The organism is Solimonas terrae (genome assembly GCF_011067135.1).
GTDB classification, from domain to species: Bacteria; Pseudomonadota; Gammaproteobacteria; order Nevskiales; family Nevskiaceae; genus Solimonas; species Solimonas terrae.
In genome coordinates, this window is sequence record NZ_JAAMOW010000004.1 from 386,259 (window position 1) to 405,931 (window position 19,673).

The following is a 19,673-nucleotide window of genomic DNA, read 5'->3' on the forward strand; positions in this document are numbered from 1 at the left end:
GCGGGGCTTTTCGTTTTCTGGAACTCGAAACGGAAGCTCACCATGACTGTCCTTCGCATGACCGACCTCGATCTCGCCGGCAAGCGCGTCCTGATCCGCCAGGATCTGAACGTGCCGATCCTCGGCGGCAGGATCACGTCCGACGCGCGCCTGCGCGCGTCGCTGCCGACCTTGAAGCGCGCGCTGGAAATGGGCGCATCGGTGCTCGTCATCTCGCATCTCGGGCGGCCGAAAGCCGGCAAGCTCGATCCGGACGCGTCGCTGACGCTGGTGGCCGGCTGGCTGTCGGCGGCGCTCGGCCGTACCGTGCCGCTGGTCTCGAACTGGATCGACGGCGTCGAGCTGGAGCCCGGTCAGATCGCGCTCGGCGAGAACACGCGCTTTCTGAAAGGCGAGAAGAGCGACGACGAATCACTCGCCCGCAAGATGGCGGCGCTGTGCGATGTCTACGTGATGGACGCATTCGGTACTGCGCACCGCGCCGAAGCCTCGACACATGGCGTCGCGAAGTTCGCGCCGGTCGCCTGCGCCGGCCCGCTGCTCGCGGCCGAACTCGAAGCGCTCGGCAAGGCGCTGGCCGCGCCGAAGCGACCGCTTGCCGTGATCGTCGGCGGCAGCAAGGTCTCGACCAAGCTCGATCTGCTCAACAATCTCGCCGACAAGGCCGATCAGTTGATCATCGGCGGCGGCATCGCCAACACCTTTCTCGCGGCCGCCGGCTACAAGGTCGGCAAGTCGCTGTGCGAGATGGACATGCTCGATACCGCGAAGCAGATCCGCGCCAAGATACAGTCGCGTGGTGGTGATATTCCGCTGCCGGAAGACGTGGTCTGCGCGACCGAGTTTTCCGCCGAGGCGCATGCCGTCGTGCGCAAGGTGGACGAAGTCGAAGACGACGAGATGATTCTCGACATCGGCCCGAAATCGCGTGCCAAGCTCGCCGCGCAACTCAAGAGCGCGGGCACCGTGGTCTGGAACGGTCCGGTCGGTGTCTTCGAATACGACGCCTTCGCCGGCGGCACGCAGGCGCTGGCCGAGGCGATTGCCAACAGCGACGCGTTTTCGCTGGCCGGCGGCGGTGACACGCTGGCAGCCATCGACAAGTTCCATGTCGCCGACCAGATCGGCTATATCTCCACCGGCGGCGGCGCCTTTCTCGAATTTCTCGAAGGCAAGACCCTGCCGGCCGTGGCGATGCTCGAGACGCGCGCGAAGGACTGACGCTGCTTGCGTTGCGAGGATGATCGGTTAAGGTGCGGGCGGACCCGGGGCATCGGGTCCGCCCGTTTTCCTTTGGGGGACCGAGATTGAAGATCGGGGTGCTGGGTTCCGGCATCGTCGCGCGGACGCTGGCGAGCGGCATGCGCCGGCACGACCACGAGGTCGTGCTCGGCACCCGTGATCCGTCGCGGCTCGGCGACTGGAATCGCGAACAACTGGATATCGGCGTGGCCAGCTTTGCCGAGGCCGCGGCCTTCGGCGATCTGCTCCTGCTCGCAGTTAAGGGCTCGGTGGCGAGTCGCGCGCTGCGCCTGGCCGGTACCCCGAACCTGTCGGGCAAGGTCGTGATCGACGCCTGCAATCCGCTTGCCGAGACGGCGCCGTCCAACGGCGTCGTGCGCTACTTCACCTCGCACGACGACTCGCTGATGGAGCGCCTGCAGAAGGAATTTCCCACCGCACGCTTCGTCAAGGCCTTCAATTCGGTGGGGCATGCGCAGCTGATCGATCCGGCGGTGCCGGGCGGACCACCGAGCATGTTCATCTGCGGCAACGATGCCGACGCCAAACGCGAGGTCGGCAGTCTGCTCGCGACCCTTGGCTGGGACCCGGTCGACATGGGCGCCGCCGAGGCGGCGCGCGCGATCGAGCCCCTGTTCATGTTGTGGAACATCCAGGCCCTGACCGCCGGTGAAACCGCGCATGCCTTCAAGTGGCTGCGCTGAACCCACGCGAGGCGCGGTATCCTGCGCGCGGTTTTCCGCAAGCTTTCGTTCTGCAATCGATTCGGAGCCTGTCATGAAATATTGTCTGATTCTGCTGTCGCTGCTGTCGGTCACGCTGCTGAGTGGCTGCGGCTACAACACGCTGCAAAGCCAGGACGAACAGATCAAGGCGTCGTGGGCCGAGGTCCTGAACCAGTACCAGCGCCGTGCCGACCTCGTGCCGAATCTGGTCAATACCGTGAAGGGCTACGCGCAGCACGAAGAGAAAGTCCTGACCGAAGTCACCGACGCCCGCGCCCGGGTCGGCCAGGTCAATGTCGGCAATGACAGCTACAACGACGGCGACAAGCTCAAGCAGTTCGCCGCCGCGCAGGGCCAGCTGAGCTCGGCGCTGTCGCGGCTGCTGGTCGTCTCCGAGAACTATCCGCAGCTCAAGGCCGACGGCCTGTTCCGCGATCTGCAGGCGCAACTGGAAGGCACCGAGAACCGCATCACCGTGGCGCGCAACCGCTATATCCAGGCAGTGCAGCGGTACAACACCACGGTGCGCTCGTTCCCGACCAACCTGACAGCCCGATTCACCGGGGCGCAGCTCAAGCCGAGCTTCACCGTCGAGAACGAAAAGGCGATCTCGACCGCGCCGACCGTCGATTTCGGCAAGTAGGAGCGCGCCTTGCGCGCGACCGCCATGGTCTGGCTGCGCCGCAGCGTTGCTGCGTGCGCGCTGCTCTTCGTCTGCAGCCTGCCGGCGCAGGCCGACGTGGCGGTGCCGGCGCTTGCGGCGCGCGTTACCGATCTGGGCAGCACGCTGGACGCCACGCAACGCGGTGCGCTGGAAGCCAAACTCGCGGCTTTCGAACAGGCCAAGGGCAGTCAGATCGCGGTGTTGATCGTGCCGACCACCGAGCCGGAAACCATCGAGCAGTATTCGATCCGCGTCACCGATGCCTGGAAGCTGGGCCGCAAGGGGGTTGATGACGGCGTGCTGATCCTGGTCGCGCGCAACGACCACACGATCCGCATCGAAGTCGGCTACGGCCTCGAAGGCGTGGTGCCGGACGCGATCGCCAATCGCATCATCGATGAAACCATCGTGCCGCGCTTCAAGGCGGGTGACTACTACGGTGGACTCGATGCCGGCATCACGCAGCTGATCGGTGTGATCAATGGCGAGGCGCTGCCGCCACCGCCGCGGACATCGCGGGCGCAAGGCGACCATCGCGTCGGTGCGGTAATGCCGCTGCTGTTCTTCGTGCTGGTCGGCGCACAGTTTCTGCGCCGCGTGCTGGGCAGCGGCCTCGGTTCCGTGGTCGCCGGTGGCGCCGTGTTCGCGATCGCCTGGCTGCTGTCGGGCACGCTGCTGATCGCCATCTTTTTCGGCATCGTCGCCTTGCTGCTGACCTTGCTCGGCATCGTCCCGCTCGGCGGCTTCGGCGGCGGTTTTGGCGGGGGTGGTTTCGGCGGTGGTGGAGGGGGCTTCGGCGGTGGCGGCTTCAGCGGCGGCGGCGGCGGTTTCGGCGGCGGCGGCGCATCGGGGCGATGGTGATGCCGATCATGATCAAGCGGTTCCGGAGTCGGCGATGAGCCTTGCGCGCTGTCTGCGCCATCTGACGATGACGCCGTGGGCCCTGCGTCGTGCGTTCCCGCCAGCGACGCTGGCGGCAATTCAGGACGCGGTGCGCGCCTGCGAATCGCAGCACCCCGGCGAGATCCGTTTCGCGGTCGAAGGCGCGTGGCCCTTGAGCCGCTTGTGGCGAGCGCAAACGCCGCGGGCTCGTGCGATCGAGGTGTTTTCCGAATTGCATGTCTGGGACACCGAGCACAACAACGGCGTGCTGATCTACGTGCTGTTGGCCGATCGCAGTGTCGAGATCGTCGCCGACCGCGGTGTCGGCGATGCGCGCGTGCCGTCCGATGAGTGGCCGGCGTGCTGCCGGCAGGCCGAACGCCAGTTTGCACATGGCCGCTACGCGGACGGTGCGATCGCGGCGGTCACGGCGGTGGCTTCGGTGCTGGCCCGTTATCCGCCGGCACGCCCGGATGTCGGCAACGAATTGCCGGACGAACCGGTACTTTTGTAGCCCCTCGCGACAGGCTCTACACTGACAGTCTTTTGACTGCAGGAACGCCTGATGCGCGTCATCGCCGCGCAAGACCTCTTGGCCCTCGAGCGACGGCCCGCGCCTTCGGGACGCGGCGGCTGATGGTCGCGCGCGCGCCCGCTGGCGAACTGCAGGCCTGGATGGCCGGCCTGACGCCGGACGCCCTGGCGTTCGACGACGGTGCGGTCTGCCTGCTGTATCTGCTCGATCACGAAGCCGAACTGCCGCAGCGGCCGACCTTGACCGTGGTCAGCGCGCGACGACGCAACGACGGCAGCTATGGCAGCGTGCAGCCGCAGCCGAAAGCGGCGCACAGCCATGCGCGGCAGGTCACGGAGTTCGACCGGCGCCTGCTGCAATTCGTCGAAAAACGGCAAACCGCGGATACCGCGCCGTGGCGGCTCGAAGCTGCCTGGGGTGTCGAGGTTCTGATCGCGCTGGCCGGTAGTGGCCGCTGCCACTGGCAGAGCGAACAGGCGCCGGCGCTGAGCATCGATGCGACGATGCCCGGGCGTTTCCAGTGGCAGCTCGGCGACGACGGGCGCAGCTATCTGCAAATGGTCACCGAAGACGCCACGCGGGTGCTGCCGCTGCAGCCACCGTGGTACGTCGATGTGAGTCATGCCCGGCTCGGGGCGGTCGACAGCGGCGTGCCGGCGGCACTTGCGCATCAGCTGCTCTGCGCTTCGCCGGCCGGGCCGGCGGAAGTCGGCGAGCTCGCCGCACGCTGGCCGGCGGCGCTCGGCGACTATGTTGCGCAGGTGCCGCCGCCGCCGGCCGTGCGCTTTCGCCGCCGCCGCGATGTCGAGCCGGTGCCGGTGCTGGCACTGCGCCAGACCTGGCTGCCGCAATCCTGGGCGCGCGAAGAAGCAATCGATGCGGCAAGCCTGAGTTTCGACTACGCCGGCCTGCGCTGTGCGCCGGATACGCCGCCCGGACCGCTGACCCGCGTGCAGAACGGCCAGGTCACGCAGATCGAGCGCCAGCTGCCGATCGAGCGCGAGATGCTGGCACGCCTGCATCGTGCCCGTCTGGAAACCGTCTACGACTACTACCACCGGCCGACCGCACTGCTGGCGCCGCCACCGAGCATCGGTCGCATCGGCTGGGTCGATTTCCTCGCCGGCGAGGCACCGAAGCTGCGCGCCGACGGCTGGCGCCTGGAAATCGATCCGGATTTTCCGTGGCGCCTGCATGAACCGGACGCGGACTGGGCATTGCAGATCGACGATCGCGGTGGCTGGTTTGATGTCGGCATGCAGATCTCGATCGACGGTCGCGAGACCCCGCTGTTGCCGCTGCTGGTTGCCCTGCTGCGGCAGTCCGGCGACCGGCTGACACCGGCGCGTCTGCGCGCGCTGCCGGACGATGCACCGCTGATCGTGCGCGACGATGCCGGGCGCGCGATCTGCCTGCCGGCGGCGCGCGTGAAGCCGATTCTCGCGACGCTGATCGAGCTGTATGACGAACACGCCCTGCAGGCCGATGGCAGCCTGCGACTGCCGCGCTGGTCGGGCGTGCTGCTTGATGATCTGGGGGCGGCCGCCGATCTGCAGCGTCGCGGCAGCGAGGCACTGCATGACTGGAACGCGCAGCTGCGCGCCGCCCGCGACACGCTGGTTCCGCCGGACGGCCTGCAGGCGGAACTGCGTGCGTACCAGCGCGAAGGTCTGGCGTGGTTGCAGCTGCTGCGCACGCGCGGCTTCGGTGGCGTGCTTGCCGATGACATGGGGCTCGGCAAGACCGTGCAGACGCTTGCGCATCTGCTGATCGAAAAGAACGAAGGCCGGCTCGATCGGCCGGCGCTGGTGGTCGCGCCGACCAGCCTGATCTTCAACTGGCGGCGCGAGGCGGCGCGTTTTGCGCCCGGGCTGCGGGTTCTGGTGCTGCACGGCGGCGATCGTCGCCGGCTGTTCGCCGCGATGCGTCACGCCGATCTGGTGCTGACCACCTATGCTCTGCTCGGCCGCGACCTCGAAGCGCTGCGCAAACAGCCCTGGCACCTGCTGGTGCTGGACGAGGCACAGAACATCAAGAATCCGCGCTCGAAGGCGGCACAGAGCGCCGCGCGGCTCGACGCGCGCCATCGCCTGTGCCTGTCCGGCACGCCGCTCGAGAATCACCTCGGCGAGCTGTGGTCGCTGTTCCACTTCCTGATGCCGGGCTATCTGGGCGACGATCAGCAGTTCCGCCTCCGCTTCCGCCAGCCGATCGAAAAGCACGACGACGCCGAGGCGCGCGTGCAGCTGGCGCGACGCGTGGCGCCCTTCCTGCTGCGAAGAACCAAGGGCGAAGTGGCGAGCGAGCTGCCGCCGCGTACCGAAATCATCCGCAGTGTTGCCTTGGAGGGCGGGCAGCGCGATCTCTACGAGACGGTGCGCGCAGCGATGCAGGAAGAGGTGCAGGCGGAGATCGAACGTCGCGGGCTTTCGCAGTCGCGTATTGCCTTGCTCGCGGCGCTGCTGCGCCTGCGACAGATCTGCTGCGATCCGCGGTTGCTGAACACCGAGGAGGCATCGCGCGTGCGCGAATCCGCCAAGCTCGAACTGCTGATGACCCTGCTGCCGGAAATGCTCAGAGAAGGCCGGCGCATCCTGCTCTTCTCGCAATTCACGTCGATGCTGGCACTGATCGAAGCGGCGCTGCGCGAGCGCGGCATCGACTATCTGCTGCTGACCGGCGCCACCAGGGATCGCGAGTCGCTCGTCGATCGCTTCCAGCGCGAGGAAGTGCCGCTGTTCCTGATCAGTCTCAAGGCCGGCGGTGTCGGTCTCAATCTGACGGCCGCCGATACCGTGATCCATTACGACCCCTGGTGGAATCCGGCGGTCGAGAATCAGGCCACCGATCGCGCCCACCGCATCGGCCAGGACAAACCGGTGTTCGTCTACAAGCTGCTCAGCGAAGGTACGGTCGAGGAGAAGATCGCAGAATTGCAAGCTCGCAAGCGGGCGCTTGCCGAAGCCTTGTTCGCCGACAGCGCGGAAAGTCTGGCGCTCGATGGCGCCGAGCTCGCCGAACTGCTGGCGCCGCTGGAATGAATCCGCCCGATTGGCGCTCCGGCCCTTCCGCATAGCAAACTCACGCTTTCCACTGATGACCCGCACGGACTCCCAAGATGCGCTTTGAAGGCACCGATACCTACGTCGCCACCGACGATCTGATGATGGCAGTCAACGCCGCCGTGACCTTGCAGCGGCCGCTGCTGGTCAAGGGCGAACCCGGCACCGGCAAGACGCAGCTCGCGCGCGAGATCGCGCGAGCCTTGAATCGTCCGATGCTCGACTGGGCGATCAAGTCGACGACCAAGGCGCAGCACGGGTTGTACGAATACGACGCGGTTTCGCGTCTGCGCGATTCGCAGCTCGGCGAAGAAAAGGTTCGCGACATTTCCAACTACATCATCAAGGGCAAGCTCTGGGAGGCATTCGAGGCCGACACGCAGCCGGTGTTGCTGATCGATGAAATCGACAAGGCGGACATCGAATTTCCGAACGATCTGCTGCGCGAGCTCGACCAGATGGAGTTCTACGTCTACGAGACGCGTACCACCGTGAAGGCCAGGAACCGGCCGATCATCATCATCACGTCGAACAACGAAAAGGAATTGCCGGATGCATTCCTGCGCCGTTGTTTCTTCCACTACATCCGCTTTCCGGAGAAGGAGACGATGCAGAAGATCGTCGACGTGCACTTCCCGGATCTGAAGAAGAACCTGACCAAGGAAGCGATGGAAGTGTTCTTCGGCCTGCGCGACCTGCCGGGTCTGAAGAAGAAGCCGTCGACATCGGAACTGCTCGACTGGCTGAAGCTGCTGCTGGCGGAAGACATCGATCCGGCCGTGCTGCGCGAGGCCAGCACCAAGAAATCGTTGCCACCGCTGTACGGGGCGCTGCTGAAGAACGAGTCCGACGTGCATCTGTTCGAGCGCGTGGCGTTCATGGCGCGGCGTTCGAGCTGATCGCTTTCGCAACATCGGCCGCGCATCTGAATGCGCGCTGAACTCTTTGAAATCAAAAGCGTTGTTCTTGCGGTGCTGATGGGCCACACTGGCCCGGATGCCATTTCACGACGCTGTAGAAAAACGCGCACCGCCGCTGCTTGCGGGGCGTGAAGCACTGTTCCTCGATTTCGACGGCACGCTTACCGAGATCGTTGCGCGACCCGAACTGGTCTTCATCGAGCCAACGCTGATCGCGCTGATCGAACGCGCGCAGCGCCGGCTCGGAGGGGCGCTCGCGGTGATCAGCGGTCGGCCGCTGCGCGAAATCGATGCGTATCTGCTGCCGCTGCAGCTGCCCGGCGGCGGACAGCATGGCGCGGAGTTGCGGGTACACGGCAACGCGACACCGCAGCGTCGCGTCTGGCCGGGTGTTGCTGCAGCCGCCGAGCAGATCCGTCGCCGATTCGGCGAGGACCGGCAACTGATCGTCGAAAACAAGGGCGCGTCGGTGGCCGTGCATTACCGGGCGGCGCCGGAGCGGGCGGCCGAGTGCCAGGCATTCATGCGCGAAATCGCCGTGCAGTTCGAACTCGGCGTGCTGGTCGGCAAGATGGTGGTCGAGGTCCGGCCGCGCGATCTGCACAAGGGACACGCGGTGGAAACCCTGATGCGGCGGCCTTTGTTCGCGACGCGGACGCCGGTGTTCGTTGGCGACGACACGACCGACGAAGACGGGTTTTCCTGGGTGCAGGCGCACGGCGGCTACGGCATCAAGGTCGGTTCCGGCGACAGCGTCGCGGCGTTCCGGCTCGACGGCGTTCATGCCGTACACAGCTGGCTTGCGGATAGTACGGCGACAGTATCGAGCCCGGGAGTAGGCAGGAGATGAGTCGTCTGGTCGCCGTTTCGAATCGTGTCGGCAGCCTGCGCGGTGCGACACGTGCCGGCGGCCTGGCCGTGGCGCTGGCAGAGGCGCTGCAGACGCGCCGCGGACTCTGGTTCGGCTGGAGCGGTGAAGTCGTCGAGCAGTCCGCCGACCAGGTCCGCCGGCAGACGGCGGGCGGCGTCACGCGCGCCACCGTCGATCTGACCACGGTCGAACACGACGACTACTACAACGGTTTTGCCAATGCCTGTTTGTGGCCCTTGTTCCACTATCGACTCGATCTCACGTCCTTCGACCGGCGCTTCTACGACAGCTATCAGCGCGTCAACCGGCGTTTTGCGCACGCGCTGATCCCGTTACTGCGCGACGACGATCTGGTCTGGGTGCACGACTATCACCTGCTGCCTTTCGGCGACATGCTGCGCGACGCCGGCTGCGAGCAGAAGCTCGGCTTTTTCCTGCACATCCCGTTTCCCGTGCGTGAAGTCTTCACCACGCTACCGATGCACGATCGACTCGCGAGAGCGTTGATGGCGTACGACCTGATCGGCTTCCAGACCGACGGCGACGTGCAGCGTTTCCGCGATTACGTGTTGCGTGAGGCTGGCGGACGTCGTGACGGCGACACGTTGACGGCCTACGGCCGGACCGTGACGGTGAAGGCGTTTCCGATCGGCATCGACGCCGAACAGTTCGCGGAAATGGCGGCGAGCGACGAGGCGGGCCGGGACGCGGCGCGCCTGAAGGCGGCGATTTTCAACCGCGTGCAGATCATCGGCGTCGACCGGCTCGATTACACCAAGGGCATTCCGGAACGCTTTCACGCCTACCAGACCCTGCTCGAGAACTATCCCGACACGCACGGCCAGATCAGCTTCCTGCAGATCGCACCGACTTCGCGCGGCGAGGTTCCCGAGTACATCCACCTGCGGCACGAGCTGGAAACGCTGGCGGGTCACATCAACGGCCGCTTTGCGCAGCTGGACTGGACGCCCCTGCGCTACATCAACCGTGCGATCACGCGACGCCAGCTCGCCGGCCTTTACCGCATGAGTCGCATCGGCTTCGTCACGCCCCTGCGCGACGGCATGAATCTGGTCGCCAAGGAATACGTTGCGGCGCAGGATCCCGACGATCCGGGCGTGCTCGTGCTGTCGCGCTTTGCCGGCAGCGTCAAGCAGATGCCGGCCGCGCTGATCGTCAATCCGTACGATACCGCCGGCGTTGCCGAGACCCTGCAAAAGGCGCGGCACATGCCGCTCGCAGAGCGGTGCGCGCGGTATCAGGAGCTGATGAAGGGCCTGATCGAGAACAACGTCGGCAAATGGAGCGATGACTTCGTCGGCACGCTGGAGCGGCTCGGCGCCGAGATGGCGCTCGCGTAGCCGGCCGTTGCCGGACACGGACGGAAAGCAGGAAGGCCCGTTGCGGACCCTCCCGCAAATCCGGATTCAGTCCTGACCGGCGAGCTGTTTGACGATCGCCGGATTCTCGAGCGTTGAAACGTCCTGCGTGATTTCCTCGCCCTTGGCGATCGATCGCAGCAGACGACGCATGATCTTGCCCGAGCGCGTCTTCGGCAGATTGTCGGCGAAACGGATTTCGTCAGGTTTGGCGAGCGCGCCGATCTCGCGTCCGACGTGATCGCGCAGGGTCTTGGCAAGCTGCTCGGCCTCGGCGCCGCGCGGCCGTTCGCCGCGACAGATCACGAATGCGAACACGCTCTCGCCCTTGATCTCGTGCGGGCGACCGACGACCGCCGCTTCGGCGACGGCGGGGTGGCTGACCAGCGCGCTTTCGATTTCCATAGTGCCGAGACGATGGCCGGAAACGTTGAGCACGTCGTCGATGCGACCCATGATCCAGTAGTAGCCGTCCTCGTCGCGATGCGTCGAATCGCCGGCCACGTAATAGCGATTGCTGAACTGACCCCAGTAGGTCTTGAGGTAGCGCTCGTTGTCGTTCCAGATCGTGCGCAGCATCGACGGCCAGGGCTTGGTGATGACGAGGTAGCCGCCGGCGTCCTTGCCGGTCAGCACGTCACCGGCTTCGTCGACGACTTCGACCGCGATGCCCGGCAAGGGCTTGGTGCACGAGCCGGGCTTGGTCGGCACGGCGCCGGGAATCGGCGAGATCATGATGCTGCCGGTTTCGGTCTGCCACCAGGTATCGACGATCGGCAGCTGCTCCTTGCCGATCACCTTGTGATACCACATCCAGGCTTCCGGATTGATCGGTTCGCCGACGCTGCCGAGCAGGCGCAGCTTCGACAGGTCGTACCTTTTCGGCCAGTCGTCGCCGAGCCTCATCAGCGCACGGATCGCCGTCGGCGCGGTATAGAAGATCGTCACGCCGTGATCCTGCGCAATCTTCCAGAAGCGGCCGGCATCGGGAACGGTCGGCGCACCTTCGTACATGAGGATGGTCGCGCCGCAGGCGAGCGGGCCGTAGCAGACATAGCTGTGACCGGTGATCCAGCCGACGTCGGCCGTGCACCAGAACACGTCGTCGTCGCGCAAGTCGAATACCCACTGGCAGGTGGTCATCGCGCCGAGCAGATAGCCGCCGGTGGAGTGCTGGATGCCTTTCGGCTTGCCGGTCGAACCCGAGGTGTAGAGCAGGAACAGCGGGTGCTCGGACTCCACCCACTGCGGATCGCAGCGTTCCGACTGTTTCGGCACGATCTCGTGCCACCAGACGTCGCGCCTGGCGTCGAATGCCACGTCGTGTCCGGTGCGCTTCAGCACGAGGACCTTGTCCAGGGTCTTGCAGCCTTGCGCGAGCGCGTCGTCGGCGGCGCGCTTCAGCTCGACGATCTGGCCGCCGCGATGGCCGCCGTCGGCGGTAATCAGCAGCCTGGCGCCGGCATCTTCGATGCGATCTTTCAGGGCCGTCGAGGAAAAGCCGCCGAACACGATGCTGTGGATCGCGCCGATACGTGCGCAGGCCTGCATGGCCATCACCGCCTCCGGCACCATCGGCATGTAGATGACGACGCGGTCGCCTTTGCCGATGCCGAGTGCTTTCAAGGCATTGGCGACACGGCAGACTTCGGCGTGCAGCTGGCGATAGGTGTAGTTCCGTGTATCGCCTTTTTCGCCTTCGAAACGGATCGCCAGCTTGTCGCCTCTGGCGCCGAGATGGCGATCCAGACAATTGGCCGACGCATTGAGCTTGCCGTCGGTAAACCAGCGGTAATTCGGGGCCTGGCTGTCATCGAGCACCCGCGTGAACGGCGTCTGCCAGCCGAGCTCCTTCTTGGCCAGATCACCCCAGAAGCCGACATGATCGCGCGCCGCCGCGGCGTGCAGCGCGGCGAGGCGATCGGCATCGAGGCGGGCCTGCGAGACGAACGCTGCCGACTGCGGAAACACTCGATCTTCCGTCAGCACTGATTTGATGTTCTGCGACTCGCTCATTCATTTCTCCCGATCGCGCAGCGCGGCCTTGCGCGCCATTTTGTTCTTGCGCATCCGCGCAGGCGGCAGATTATTCCGCAAAGTGCGCGAAAAGTATGTCGGGCGTGTCGAGTCTGGCGCCGCCGCCAGACGGACGAGTCGTGCGCGACAATCGGCAGTCACAAAAAAGCGCGACCACCCTGCGGGCGATCGCGCCGTTTCGATGCGCGGGATCTCAGAGCGGATGGGCGCTGAAGAAGCTCCAGATTTCGTCGTTGGCATTCATGTCGGCGCTGGTCTTGCCGATCATCGACTCGGGCAGGTACTGACTGCCACCGGGCCAAGTGTGGCCGCCATTGGTGACGGTATAGAGGCGGACTTCGCCGCCGCTGCCGCAACCGGCGTTGCGTGCGACCGAAATCGTCGTCCCGTCATTGGCCACATCCGGCAGCGCCGTGTTCATCGTGCTCGAAGCGGTGCAGTTGTGACGGCTCAGCCAGAAGGAGAAGGCATCCGGCGCCGACATCACGCCGAGGCGACCACCGTCATAGGGCACGATCGGGTCGGCCGTGCCGTCGATGAACATGATCGGACGCGGCGTCGCCGGCTCGCAGGCCGATGACAGGCCGTTCGACATCGTGCCGGCGACCAGCGCGACGGCGGCGATGCGGTCCGACAGTTCGCATCCCAGGCGCTCGGCCATGAACGCACCATCGGACAGGCCGCTGACGAACACGCGCTTCGCGTCGAGGTGCAGATAGCCGGTGACAATGTCGATGACCTTGGCGTTGAAGCCGACATCGTCGACGCCGGTCGAGTAGCCCGGATTGTCGTTCCATTCGTTGTCGAGCGATTCCGGCAGCACGGCCCAGAAGCCGTCGGCGACCACGGCATTGCCGATCGACGTCAGATTGGCCTGCGCTTCCGGCGTGCCGCCGCTGCCGTGCAGCATCATGAACGCGGCCGCCCCACTGTTGGCCGGCTCCGGGCGCACGACCAGAAAGCGCCGCGTCGCGCCGCCGTCGGTGAAGCTGATGTCGAAGCCGGCGGTTCCGCGCGGCAGCACCAGCCAGTGACCGCCGATGCTGACCAGCGTATTGGCCGTGTATTTGCCCGCCACTTTCGGGTCGGAAACGGTGAGGGTGCCGATCGGGCCGGTATGCGCGCCGACGAACGACGGAACGGTGGCGGCTTGTGCCGGCAGGACCTGGGCGAGCGAGAGCGCCAGCGACAGCGCGATGAAGATTCTGAAATTGACCATGGATAAGAACTCCCTAAGTGCTGTGGAACTGTAGTTCGCCGGGAGCTCGGTGACGGCGCCGTTGATCCGCCAGAATCGACAGTTGAGCGACTCCGGAACCGGCCCGCTCCGTTCGTCGCCGAAATGCGACCGTTCGCGGCGCGAGCCGACGTCCGAGCGCGTGGCCGAGCGGGTGATCGGGACGGGCGTGTGCCGCCGCCGTTCGCGGATCAGGTACTGACGGGTGGGTGGCCGGCGGCTTCCGGCGCGCGTGCACTGTCGATCAGTTCCGCCGTGCGGATGCTGAGGCTGTGCCGTGCGCCAAAGTTGTGGGCGAAGAGCCGGTGCGCCTGCCGCAGGTGGGGAAGCGCGTCGGCAGGGCGCTGCTCGCTGAGCAGCACGCGGGCGAGCGCATATTCGGCGTGTGCGGTGCGGTTGTTGTTGTTCGGCATGCGTTCTGGTGCAAGCGCGATGACATGGCGCAGGCGCGCTTCGGCCTGTGCGAGTTCGCCGTCCGCGGCTTCGGCCTCGGCCAGCAGGCGCGCGATGTCGATCGAGTGCGGATGATCTTCGCCGAGGGTCTTGATCGAGCTTGCGAGTGCGTCAGCCAGGGTCCGTCGCGCGCGGGCGGCGTGACCGGTGTGAATGTCGACCTCGCCGAGTCGCGTGAGCATGCGTCTCGTACGATAGTTCTCGTCGCCGAACACGGTCCGGTATCTGGCGAGCGCGGTTTCGAAATAGCGGCGTGCCTCGTCGTAACGACCCTGCCGCATGCGAATGGTGCCGAGATGGTTGTAGCAGGCGATCGTCAGCGGATGATTTTCGCCGAGCCTGTCTCGTGCCTTTCGCAGCACGCCCTGCGTCAGGGCCTCCGCATCGTCCCATTGCTCGAGCATGCGCAGGATGTAGACCTTGCTGAGCGTGGGCCACAGGGCATCGACGCTGTCGGCGCCATGGCGTATCGCCACGCGCGTCAACACGTCGTCGACGGTGCGTCGGGCGAGTGCCCAGCGCTGTGTCTCGACATAGACCTCGACCAGATTGGCGTCGATCTGCAGCAGCAGGTCGGCGGATTCCGGACGCTCGCGCCGGACGTCGGCACGCAGTGCTTCAAGCGCGGACTGCGCCTGCGCAAAATAGCCGTTCTCGAAACGCTCCCATGCCAGCGCGCGGCGCAGCGACAGGCGCTCCGGGTCGTCGGCCGGGAGCCTGGCCTGCGTCCAGCGGTCGAGCCGCCGGTAGAGCGCGCGTGCGCCGCCCGGATCGGCGAGTCGCAATTCCAGCGCCGCCAGCGCCGACATGATGCTGCGCAGGTCGGCATCGTCTTCGATGCCGGCGGCCGGGGCATTGCCGAGCGCGGCCCGCAAGGTGTCGCGCGCCTGTTCTTCCAGGCCGAGCTGGGTATAGGCGCGGGCAATGGTCAGCGTCAGGCGTGCACGGATCTGTGCCTGCCGGGCAAACCGTGTCTGCAGTTTGCTGGCGGCCGTGTCGAGGATCGAGGCGATCGTGACGCTGCGGCCGCCGCCCGGCACATAGGGGTTGGCGGCACCGAGCAGGTCATCGTTGACGAAGCTGTTGACGGCGCGCAGCGTGCCGGCCTCGATCTGCGTCTGCCGTTCGCTGGCGCGTGCACGAAGATACAGTGCGGTGCTGACCATGAAGCCCGCGCACAGCGACGCCAGGACGGCCGCCTGCCAGCGGCGGCGATGGCGCAGTTTCTCGATCGCGGCCTGCGCCGCCTCCCCCGCCTTCAGTGCCGCCGCGCGTTCGCTCTCGAGCTGCTGCCGCTGTCGGCGGGTTTCCCGGCGCGCCGGCAGATTGCGCAGTCGCAGCGCAAGCTGCGCGGCATCGCCAAGACGGTGCGCGGGGTTGAAATCCGCGGCCGAGGCGATGTCTTCCTGCAGCAGCGGATCGTCGATCTCACGTTCCCAGCCCGGCGCGAGCGGTCGCAGCAGATCGCCGGCCGCCAGCTGATAGGCCATCACGCCGAGCGCGTAGATGTCGGAGCGCGTGGTCGGCGCTGCGCCAGCCAGCAGTTCCGGCGCGACATAGAGCGATGTGCTGCCGCCGTCGCCGGCAACCAGATCGACGCGCGGCAGGCCGATCTGCGTGAGTTTGAGCTTTTCGAGAATGCTTGCATCGACGCCGGCGCTGCCGAAATCGGCGAGGCGCACCTGCGGGATTTCATCACCGTCCTCGTTGCGCAGCAGGATGTTGTCCGGCTTCAGATCCTTGTGGAGCACGCCGAGCGCATGTGCCGTCGCGACCGCATCCGCCATCCGCGCCGCGAGCTCGAGCCGCTGGGCCAGTGGCAGCGCCGAAGCCCCGCCGCGGCTTTCCAGCCAGCGCCGCAGGTTGCCGAGCGGTTCGTAGCGCATCTCGATGAAGTACGGGTGCTGCTCGAGATTCCAGTCGAGGATTTCGACCACCGGAATCTGCCGCTCGCTGTCCCGGGCCAGGATCCGGAAGACGGCAATCTCCCGTTTCAGCGCGGCGAGCGCGTCGCTGTCGTGCGCGAACTTGAAGGCCCGCCATTGCCCCGTCGTGCGATGCCGTGCGCGCCAGACACGCCCCAGATCGTCCAGCGCGGTTTCCAGCATCCAGTTGGGCCGGCCGGGTGGCCGGTCGCCGCTGCGCGGCGTGGCAGCCGTCGGCAGCGATGTCGGCATGTTCTCGAGCCGGCAGTCGCCGACGAAGCGATAGCCGTAGCCGTGAACGGTGACGATACGGCTTGCGCCCTCGTCGCCAAGCGCCTCGCGAAGCTTGGCGACGCAGCGGGCGATCACATTCTCGGTCACCACGCGGCCGACCCAGATGGTGTCGATCAGATCCCGCTTGGCGACCAGTTCGCCCGACTGGCGCAGCAGCAACAACAAGAGGTCCAGTGGCTTGGGTTCGAGTTTGACGAGCACGCCGTCGCGCCGCAGTTCGCGGCTCGCCTCGTCGAGCACAAAACGCCCGAACGACCAGCGCTGCGATCGTTTGCCAGGGCCCCCACCCTTGGCCGAGCCTGGAGTCAGCCGCTCAGTCATGCCGCGATCTTGCTCGAAACGACAGTCGGGCGACAAGCCGCATGGTCATGAATCCGTCAGAACTTGATCAGGACATGCGAAGGACATCGGCGCGTTGTGCCTCCTATCGTCTACCGATGCCGGCGATCCACAGGGCGATCACGGCGGTTCGCCAAACAGGGGGAGCATCATGAAATTTCCATACGAAGCGGCGCGGTCGGGTCGACTGCTGCTGATCGGCAGTCTGTTCATCGTCGCGCAGCTGGCGGCGTGCGGTGGCGGCGGCCACGACGACGGTGGTGACGGGGGCACGCCGCCACCGACGACTGTCAAACTGAAGTTGAAGGGCGCAGTCACGGATGCGCCGGTCGCCAACGCGGTCGTCACGGTACATGTCGGCGATCAGAGCTTTGCCGCCACGGCAGATGCCAACGGTACGTACGAGGCCGATGTCGAAGTCGACGAGAGCCAGACCGGTGCTTTCGTCAGCATCGACGCCAAGGGGACGGATGGCCAGGAATTCGTCGAATTCAGCAGCCTGCTCGGGTCGCTGGCGACGCTGGCGAGTCAGGCCGGTGGCGACGGCGTGCTGACGCCGGACGAAAACTTCGCGACGCAGGTGACCAATGTCAGCACCGCGGAAGCGGCTCTGCTGGTTCGCGCCAACGGTGGCAATCCGGTGAGTTCGGAAGCGGCCTTGAAAGCGCTGGGTGCGGCGGTCAACGGCCAGGCCGTGCTCGATCTGGCGACAGCGATCAAGCTCGCAGTCGATTCGGCGGCCGAGCATCCTCTGCCGTCCGGCTTCAGCTCGACGCTGGCGCTCGCAAATGACGCCGACGCCAGCGACGCCTTTGTCGCGGACACCCAGGCCCAGAATCCCGAGATGTTCGCGCAGGCCCAGGCGTCGATCGTCGACGATCCGACGCTGACCAAGCCGGTGGTTGCCGGCGACATTCCCGCCAGCCTGACAGCGGCGATCCTGTCGACCGACGCCGGCTTCACCTTCAACTACACGAACCGCGTCGTCACCTACGAGTTCGATCAAAGTGGCAGCGGCGTGGTCGCGGGCGGTTCGTACAACGTGGGCATGCACTGGGTCGCCAGCGGCTCCGGCGTGGCGGTGACTTACAACGAGCCGATACGGACCGTGAGCTACGACACCGAAGACTGCGACGGCACGGTCCGCCAGGTCGAGGCTCATTACACGACCAACGGTGCGACGCTGTCGCTGCTCAGCGGCCGCACACTGGCGTCCAAGGAGACGGCGACGATCCACTACGCCGATTGCCCGAGCCTTGCGGACCGCACACAGACCACCACTTCGGCCTCGACCATACTCGGCGATGACGACTTCGAGCAGCTGACGGCCGGCGATCTCGCGGACACCCGGCAGTCCTTCTACGTCTATGACGCCGCGCAGCAGCAGGTCGTGGCCGATGTTGCGCAGCTCAACGCCGACGGCAGTGGCATCGCCATGGTGTCCGGCGAAGCCTTCAGCTGGACCGTCGACGCACAAGGTGCCGTCAACGTCAGCTTCGCCGGCGGTGTCGTCGGACGTTATCGCGAATTGCGCGCGGTCGACGCCTTCACATCGGACCTGTTCTATGACCTGCAGACCGACGACGGCCGTTTTGTCGATGCCGGCGCGTCGGTCGAGGTCGATCCGGCGTTCGCGACCGAGATCGATGTCGCCGATCTGCCCGGCCGTTACTACCAGTTCGGCATCGGCAACGAGCTGAACCCGGGTTCCGGTACCAAGGACTTCCGCCTGCGCTTCGATCCGAGCGGCACCGGCGCCCAGGAAAACGACTTCATCGACGGCAACGGCAATCTCGTGACCGTCGACGAGAACCGCGATCCTTCCGTGGCGTTCCGCTGGGTGCTCGACGACAACATGATCGTCGTGCAACGGACCTTCAATACCGACAACGGCGCCTACAACTGTGTCGCCGGCAGCGCGAACTGCGTGCTGTTCGACCAGCGCACGATCATTCCGCTGGTTGACGAAAACGGGCGCTACTACGTGCTCGAAAGACGGCAGGTCGCGACCTACGGCATCACGGCGCAGACGCCGACGACCGGACTGATTCGGTACTACGACTACGAGCCGCTGGACGCGCCGGCTGCCGGCGCAGCGCCGCCGGCCCGGGTCGGGAAGCTGGCGCCGGCGCGCGGGCCATCCCTGCATTGATCGCGACATGAATGAAAGGGGGGCGGCGCGAGCCGCCCCTTTTGCCTGACACCATGCCGGCCATTCCGCATCCGGCTTCGCCTTCGGCATCGGCGCACGGGATAATGTGCCGTGCACTACCAACATCGCTTTCACGCCGGCAATTTCGCGGACGTCCACAAGCACGTCATCCTGTGCGGCCTGCTGCGCGCCCTGTCCCGCAAGGAAGCGCCATGGGCGTATCTGGAAACGCATGCCGGCGGCGGTGCCTACGATCTCGCCGACGAAGCCGCGAGCCGCACGGCAGAGTTCCATGACGGCATCGAGCGGCTGTACGGCGCAATCGCTGCGCCCGAGCCAGTCTCGGCGTACCTTGAAATCGTTCGGACGATGAACGCGCACGCGGCCTTGCGCCGTTATCCCGGCTCGCCGTTGTTTGCTGCGCACTATGCGCGGGCGTTCGATCGCATCCTGCTTTGCGAGCGCGAGCCGGCGATCGTCACGACGCTGAAGGCCGAACTGGGCGCCGATCCGCATGTAGCCGTCCATCACCGTGATGGCTACGAGGCGCATGCCCTGCTGCCGCCACGCGAGAAACGCGGGCTGGTGCTGATCGATCCGCCGTTCGAACGGCCGGACGAGTTCGACGCGGTGACCGGATTCGTGACGCGCGCCCTCGGTCGCTTCAGCAACGGCGTGATTGCGGTCTGGTATCCGTACAAGAAGCGCTTCGACACCGAGCGCTTCCTGCGCCGCCTGCGCCGCGACTGCGCGCGCGAGGCAATCAACTATGTCCTCGAAACCGGCGCCGCCAGCGAGGGCCGGATGCACGCCTGCGGGATGGTCGTCATCAATCCGCCGTTTTCGTTCGTCGGCGAGATGTCAGCGGCGCTGCCGTGGCTCGCCGACATGCTGTCGCGAGGCGCCAGGGCGCAGTCCCGCGTCGAGTCCTGGGTGCCGGGCAAACTCTGATGGGC

Annotated in this window: 14 protein-coding genes; 11 read left to right on the forward strand and 3 right to left on the reverse strand. The window is 66.1% G+C overall.

Annotation, left to right across the window (positions count from 1 at the left end):
• The first annotated feature begins 42 nt into the window (after positions 1-42).
• From G7Y85_RS10000 to otsA, 9 genes are all read left to right on the forward strand, one after another.
• Positions 43-1,221, forward strand: coding sequence for a phosphoglycerate kinase (locus tag G7Y85_RS10000; RefSeq protein WP_166255748.1), 1,179 nt, complete (start codon positions 43-45; stop codon positions 1,219-1,221).
• 86 nt (positions 1,222-1,307) lie between these two features.
• Positions 1,308-1,946 (forward strand): NADPH-dependent F420 reductase, encoded by a 639-nt coding sequence (locus tag G7Y85_RS10005; protein ID WP_166255751.1) that lies wholly within the window; start codon positions 1,308-1,310, stop codon positions 1,944-1,946.
• Positions 1,947-2,019: 73 nt separating this feature from the next.
• Positions 2,020-2,610, forward strand: a complete 591-nt coding sequence (locus G7Y85_RS10010; protein ID WP_166255754.1) for a LemA family protein — start codon at positions 2,020-2,022, stop codon at positions 2,608-2,610.
• 24 nt (positions 2,611-2,634) lie between these two features.
• Positions 2,635-3,492 carry a TPM domain-containing protein gene (locus tag G7Y85_RS20435; protein WP_166256015.1) on the forward strand — a complete coding sequence of 286 codons (858 nt, stop codon included), beginning with the start codon at positions 2,635-2,637 and terminating at the stop codon, positions 3,490-3,492.
• 34 nt (positions 3,493-3,526) lie between these two features.
• Positions 3,527-4,027, forward strand: coding sequence for a TPM domain-containing protein (locus tag G7Y85_RS10020; protein ID WP_166255758.1), 501 nt, complete (start codon positions 3,527-3,529; stop codon positions 4,025-4,027).
• Between the two features lie 122 nt (positions 4,028-4,149).
• A complete protein-coding gene (locus G7Y85_RS10025) occupies positions 4,150-7,089 on the forward strand; it encodes a DEAD/DEAH box helicase (RefSeq protein WP_166255761.1) in 2,940 nt (979 codons plus the stop codon).
• A 77-nt stretch (positions 7,090-7,166) separates the two neighbouring features.
• Entirely contained in the window at positions 7,167-8,009 is an 843-nt protein-coding gene (locus G7Y85_RS10030) for an AAA family ATPase (RefSeq protein WP_166255764.1), read from the forward strand.
• Positions 8,010-8,106: 97 nt separating this feature from the next.
• A complete protein-coding gene (gene otsB / locus G7Y85_RS10035) occupies positions 8,107-8,880 on the forward strand; it encodes a trehalose-phosphatase (RefSeq protein ID WP_166255767.1) in 774 nt (257 codons plus the stop codon).
• The gene (otsA, locus tag G7Y85_RS10040; RefSeq protein ID WP_166255770.1) at positions 8,877-10,262 is read left to right on the forward strand and encodes an alpha,alpha-trehalose-phosphate synthase (UDP-forming); all 1,386 of its coding nucleotides are present in this window, start codon (positions 8,877-8,879) and stop codon (positions 10,260-10,262) included. The genes otsB and otsA overlap by 4 nt, the downstream gene beginning before the upstream one ends.
• Positions 10,263-10,328: 66 nt before the next feature.
• Here the strand turns inward: otsA and acs are convergent, their stop codons facing one another.
• From acs to G7Y85_RS10055, 3 genes are all read right to left on the reverse strand, one after another.
• A complete protein-coding gene (gene acs, locus G7Y85_RS10045; protein WP_166255773.1) occupies positions 10,329-12,296 on the reverse strand; it encodes an acetate--CoA ligase in 1,968 nt (655 codons plus the stop codon).
• A gap of 214 nt (positions 12,297-12,510) precedes the next feature.
• Positions 12,511-13,536 carry a CE1 family esterase gene (locus G7Y85_RS10050; RefSeq protein ID WP_166255777.1) on the reverse strand — a complete coding sequence of 342 codons (1,026 nt, stop codon included), beginning with the start codon at positions 13,534-13,536 and terminating at the stop codon, positions 12,511-12,513.
• Positions 13,537-13,745: 209 nt separating this feature from the next.
• The gene (locus G7Y85_RS10055) at positions 13,746-16,547 is read right to left on the reverse strand and encodes a tetratricopeptide repeat protein (protein ID WP_166255780.1); all 2,802 of its coding nucleotides are present in this window, start codon (positions 16,545-16,547) and stop codon (positions 13,746-13,748) included.
• A 169-nt stretch (positions 16,548-16,716) separates the two neighbouring features.
• Here G7Y85_RS10055 and G7Y85_RS10060 point away from each other — a divergent pair, with 169 nt between their 5' ends.
• Both G7Y85_RS10060 and G7Y85_RS10065 read left to right on the forward strand, forming a co-directional pair.
• Positions 16,717-18,717, forward strand: coding sequence for a hypothetical protein (locus G7Y85_RS10060; RefSeq protein WP_166255783.1), 2,001 nt, complete (start codon positions 16,717-16,719; stop codon positions 18,715-18,717).
• A 111-nt stretch (positions 18,718-18,828) separates the two neighbouring features.
• Positions 18,829-19,668, forward strand: a complete 840-nt coding sequence (locus tag G7Y85_RS10065) for a 23S rRNA (adenine(2030)-N(6))-methyltransferase RlmJ (RefSeq protein ID WP_166255786.1) — start codon at positions 18,829-18,831, stop codon at positions 19,666-19,668.
• The last annotated feature ends 5 nt before the right edge of the window (positions 19,669-19,673 follow it).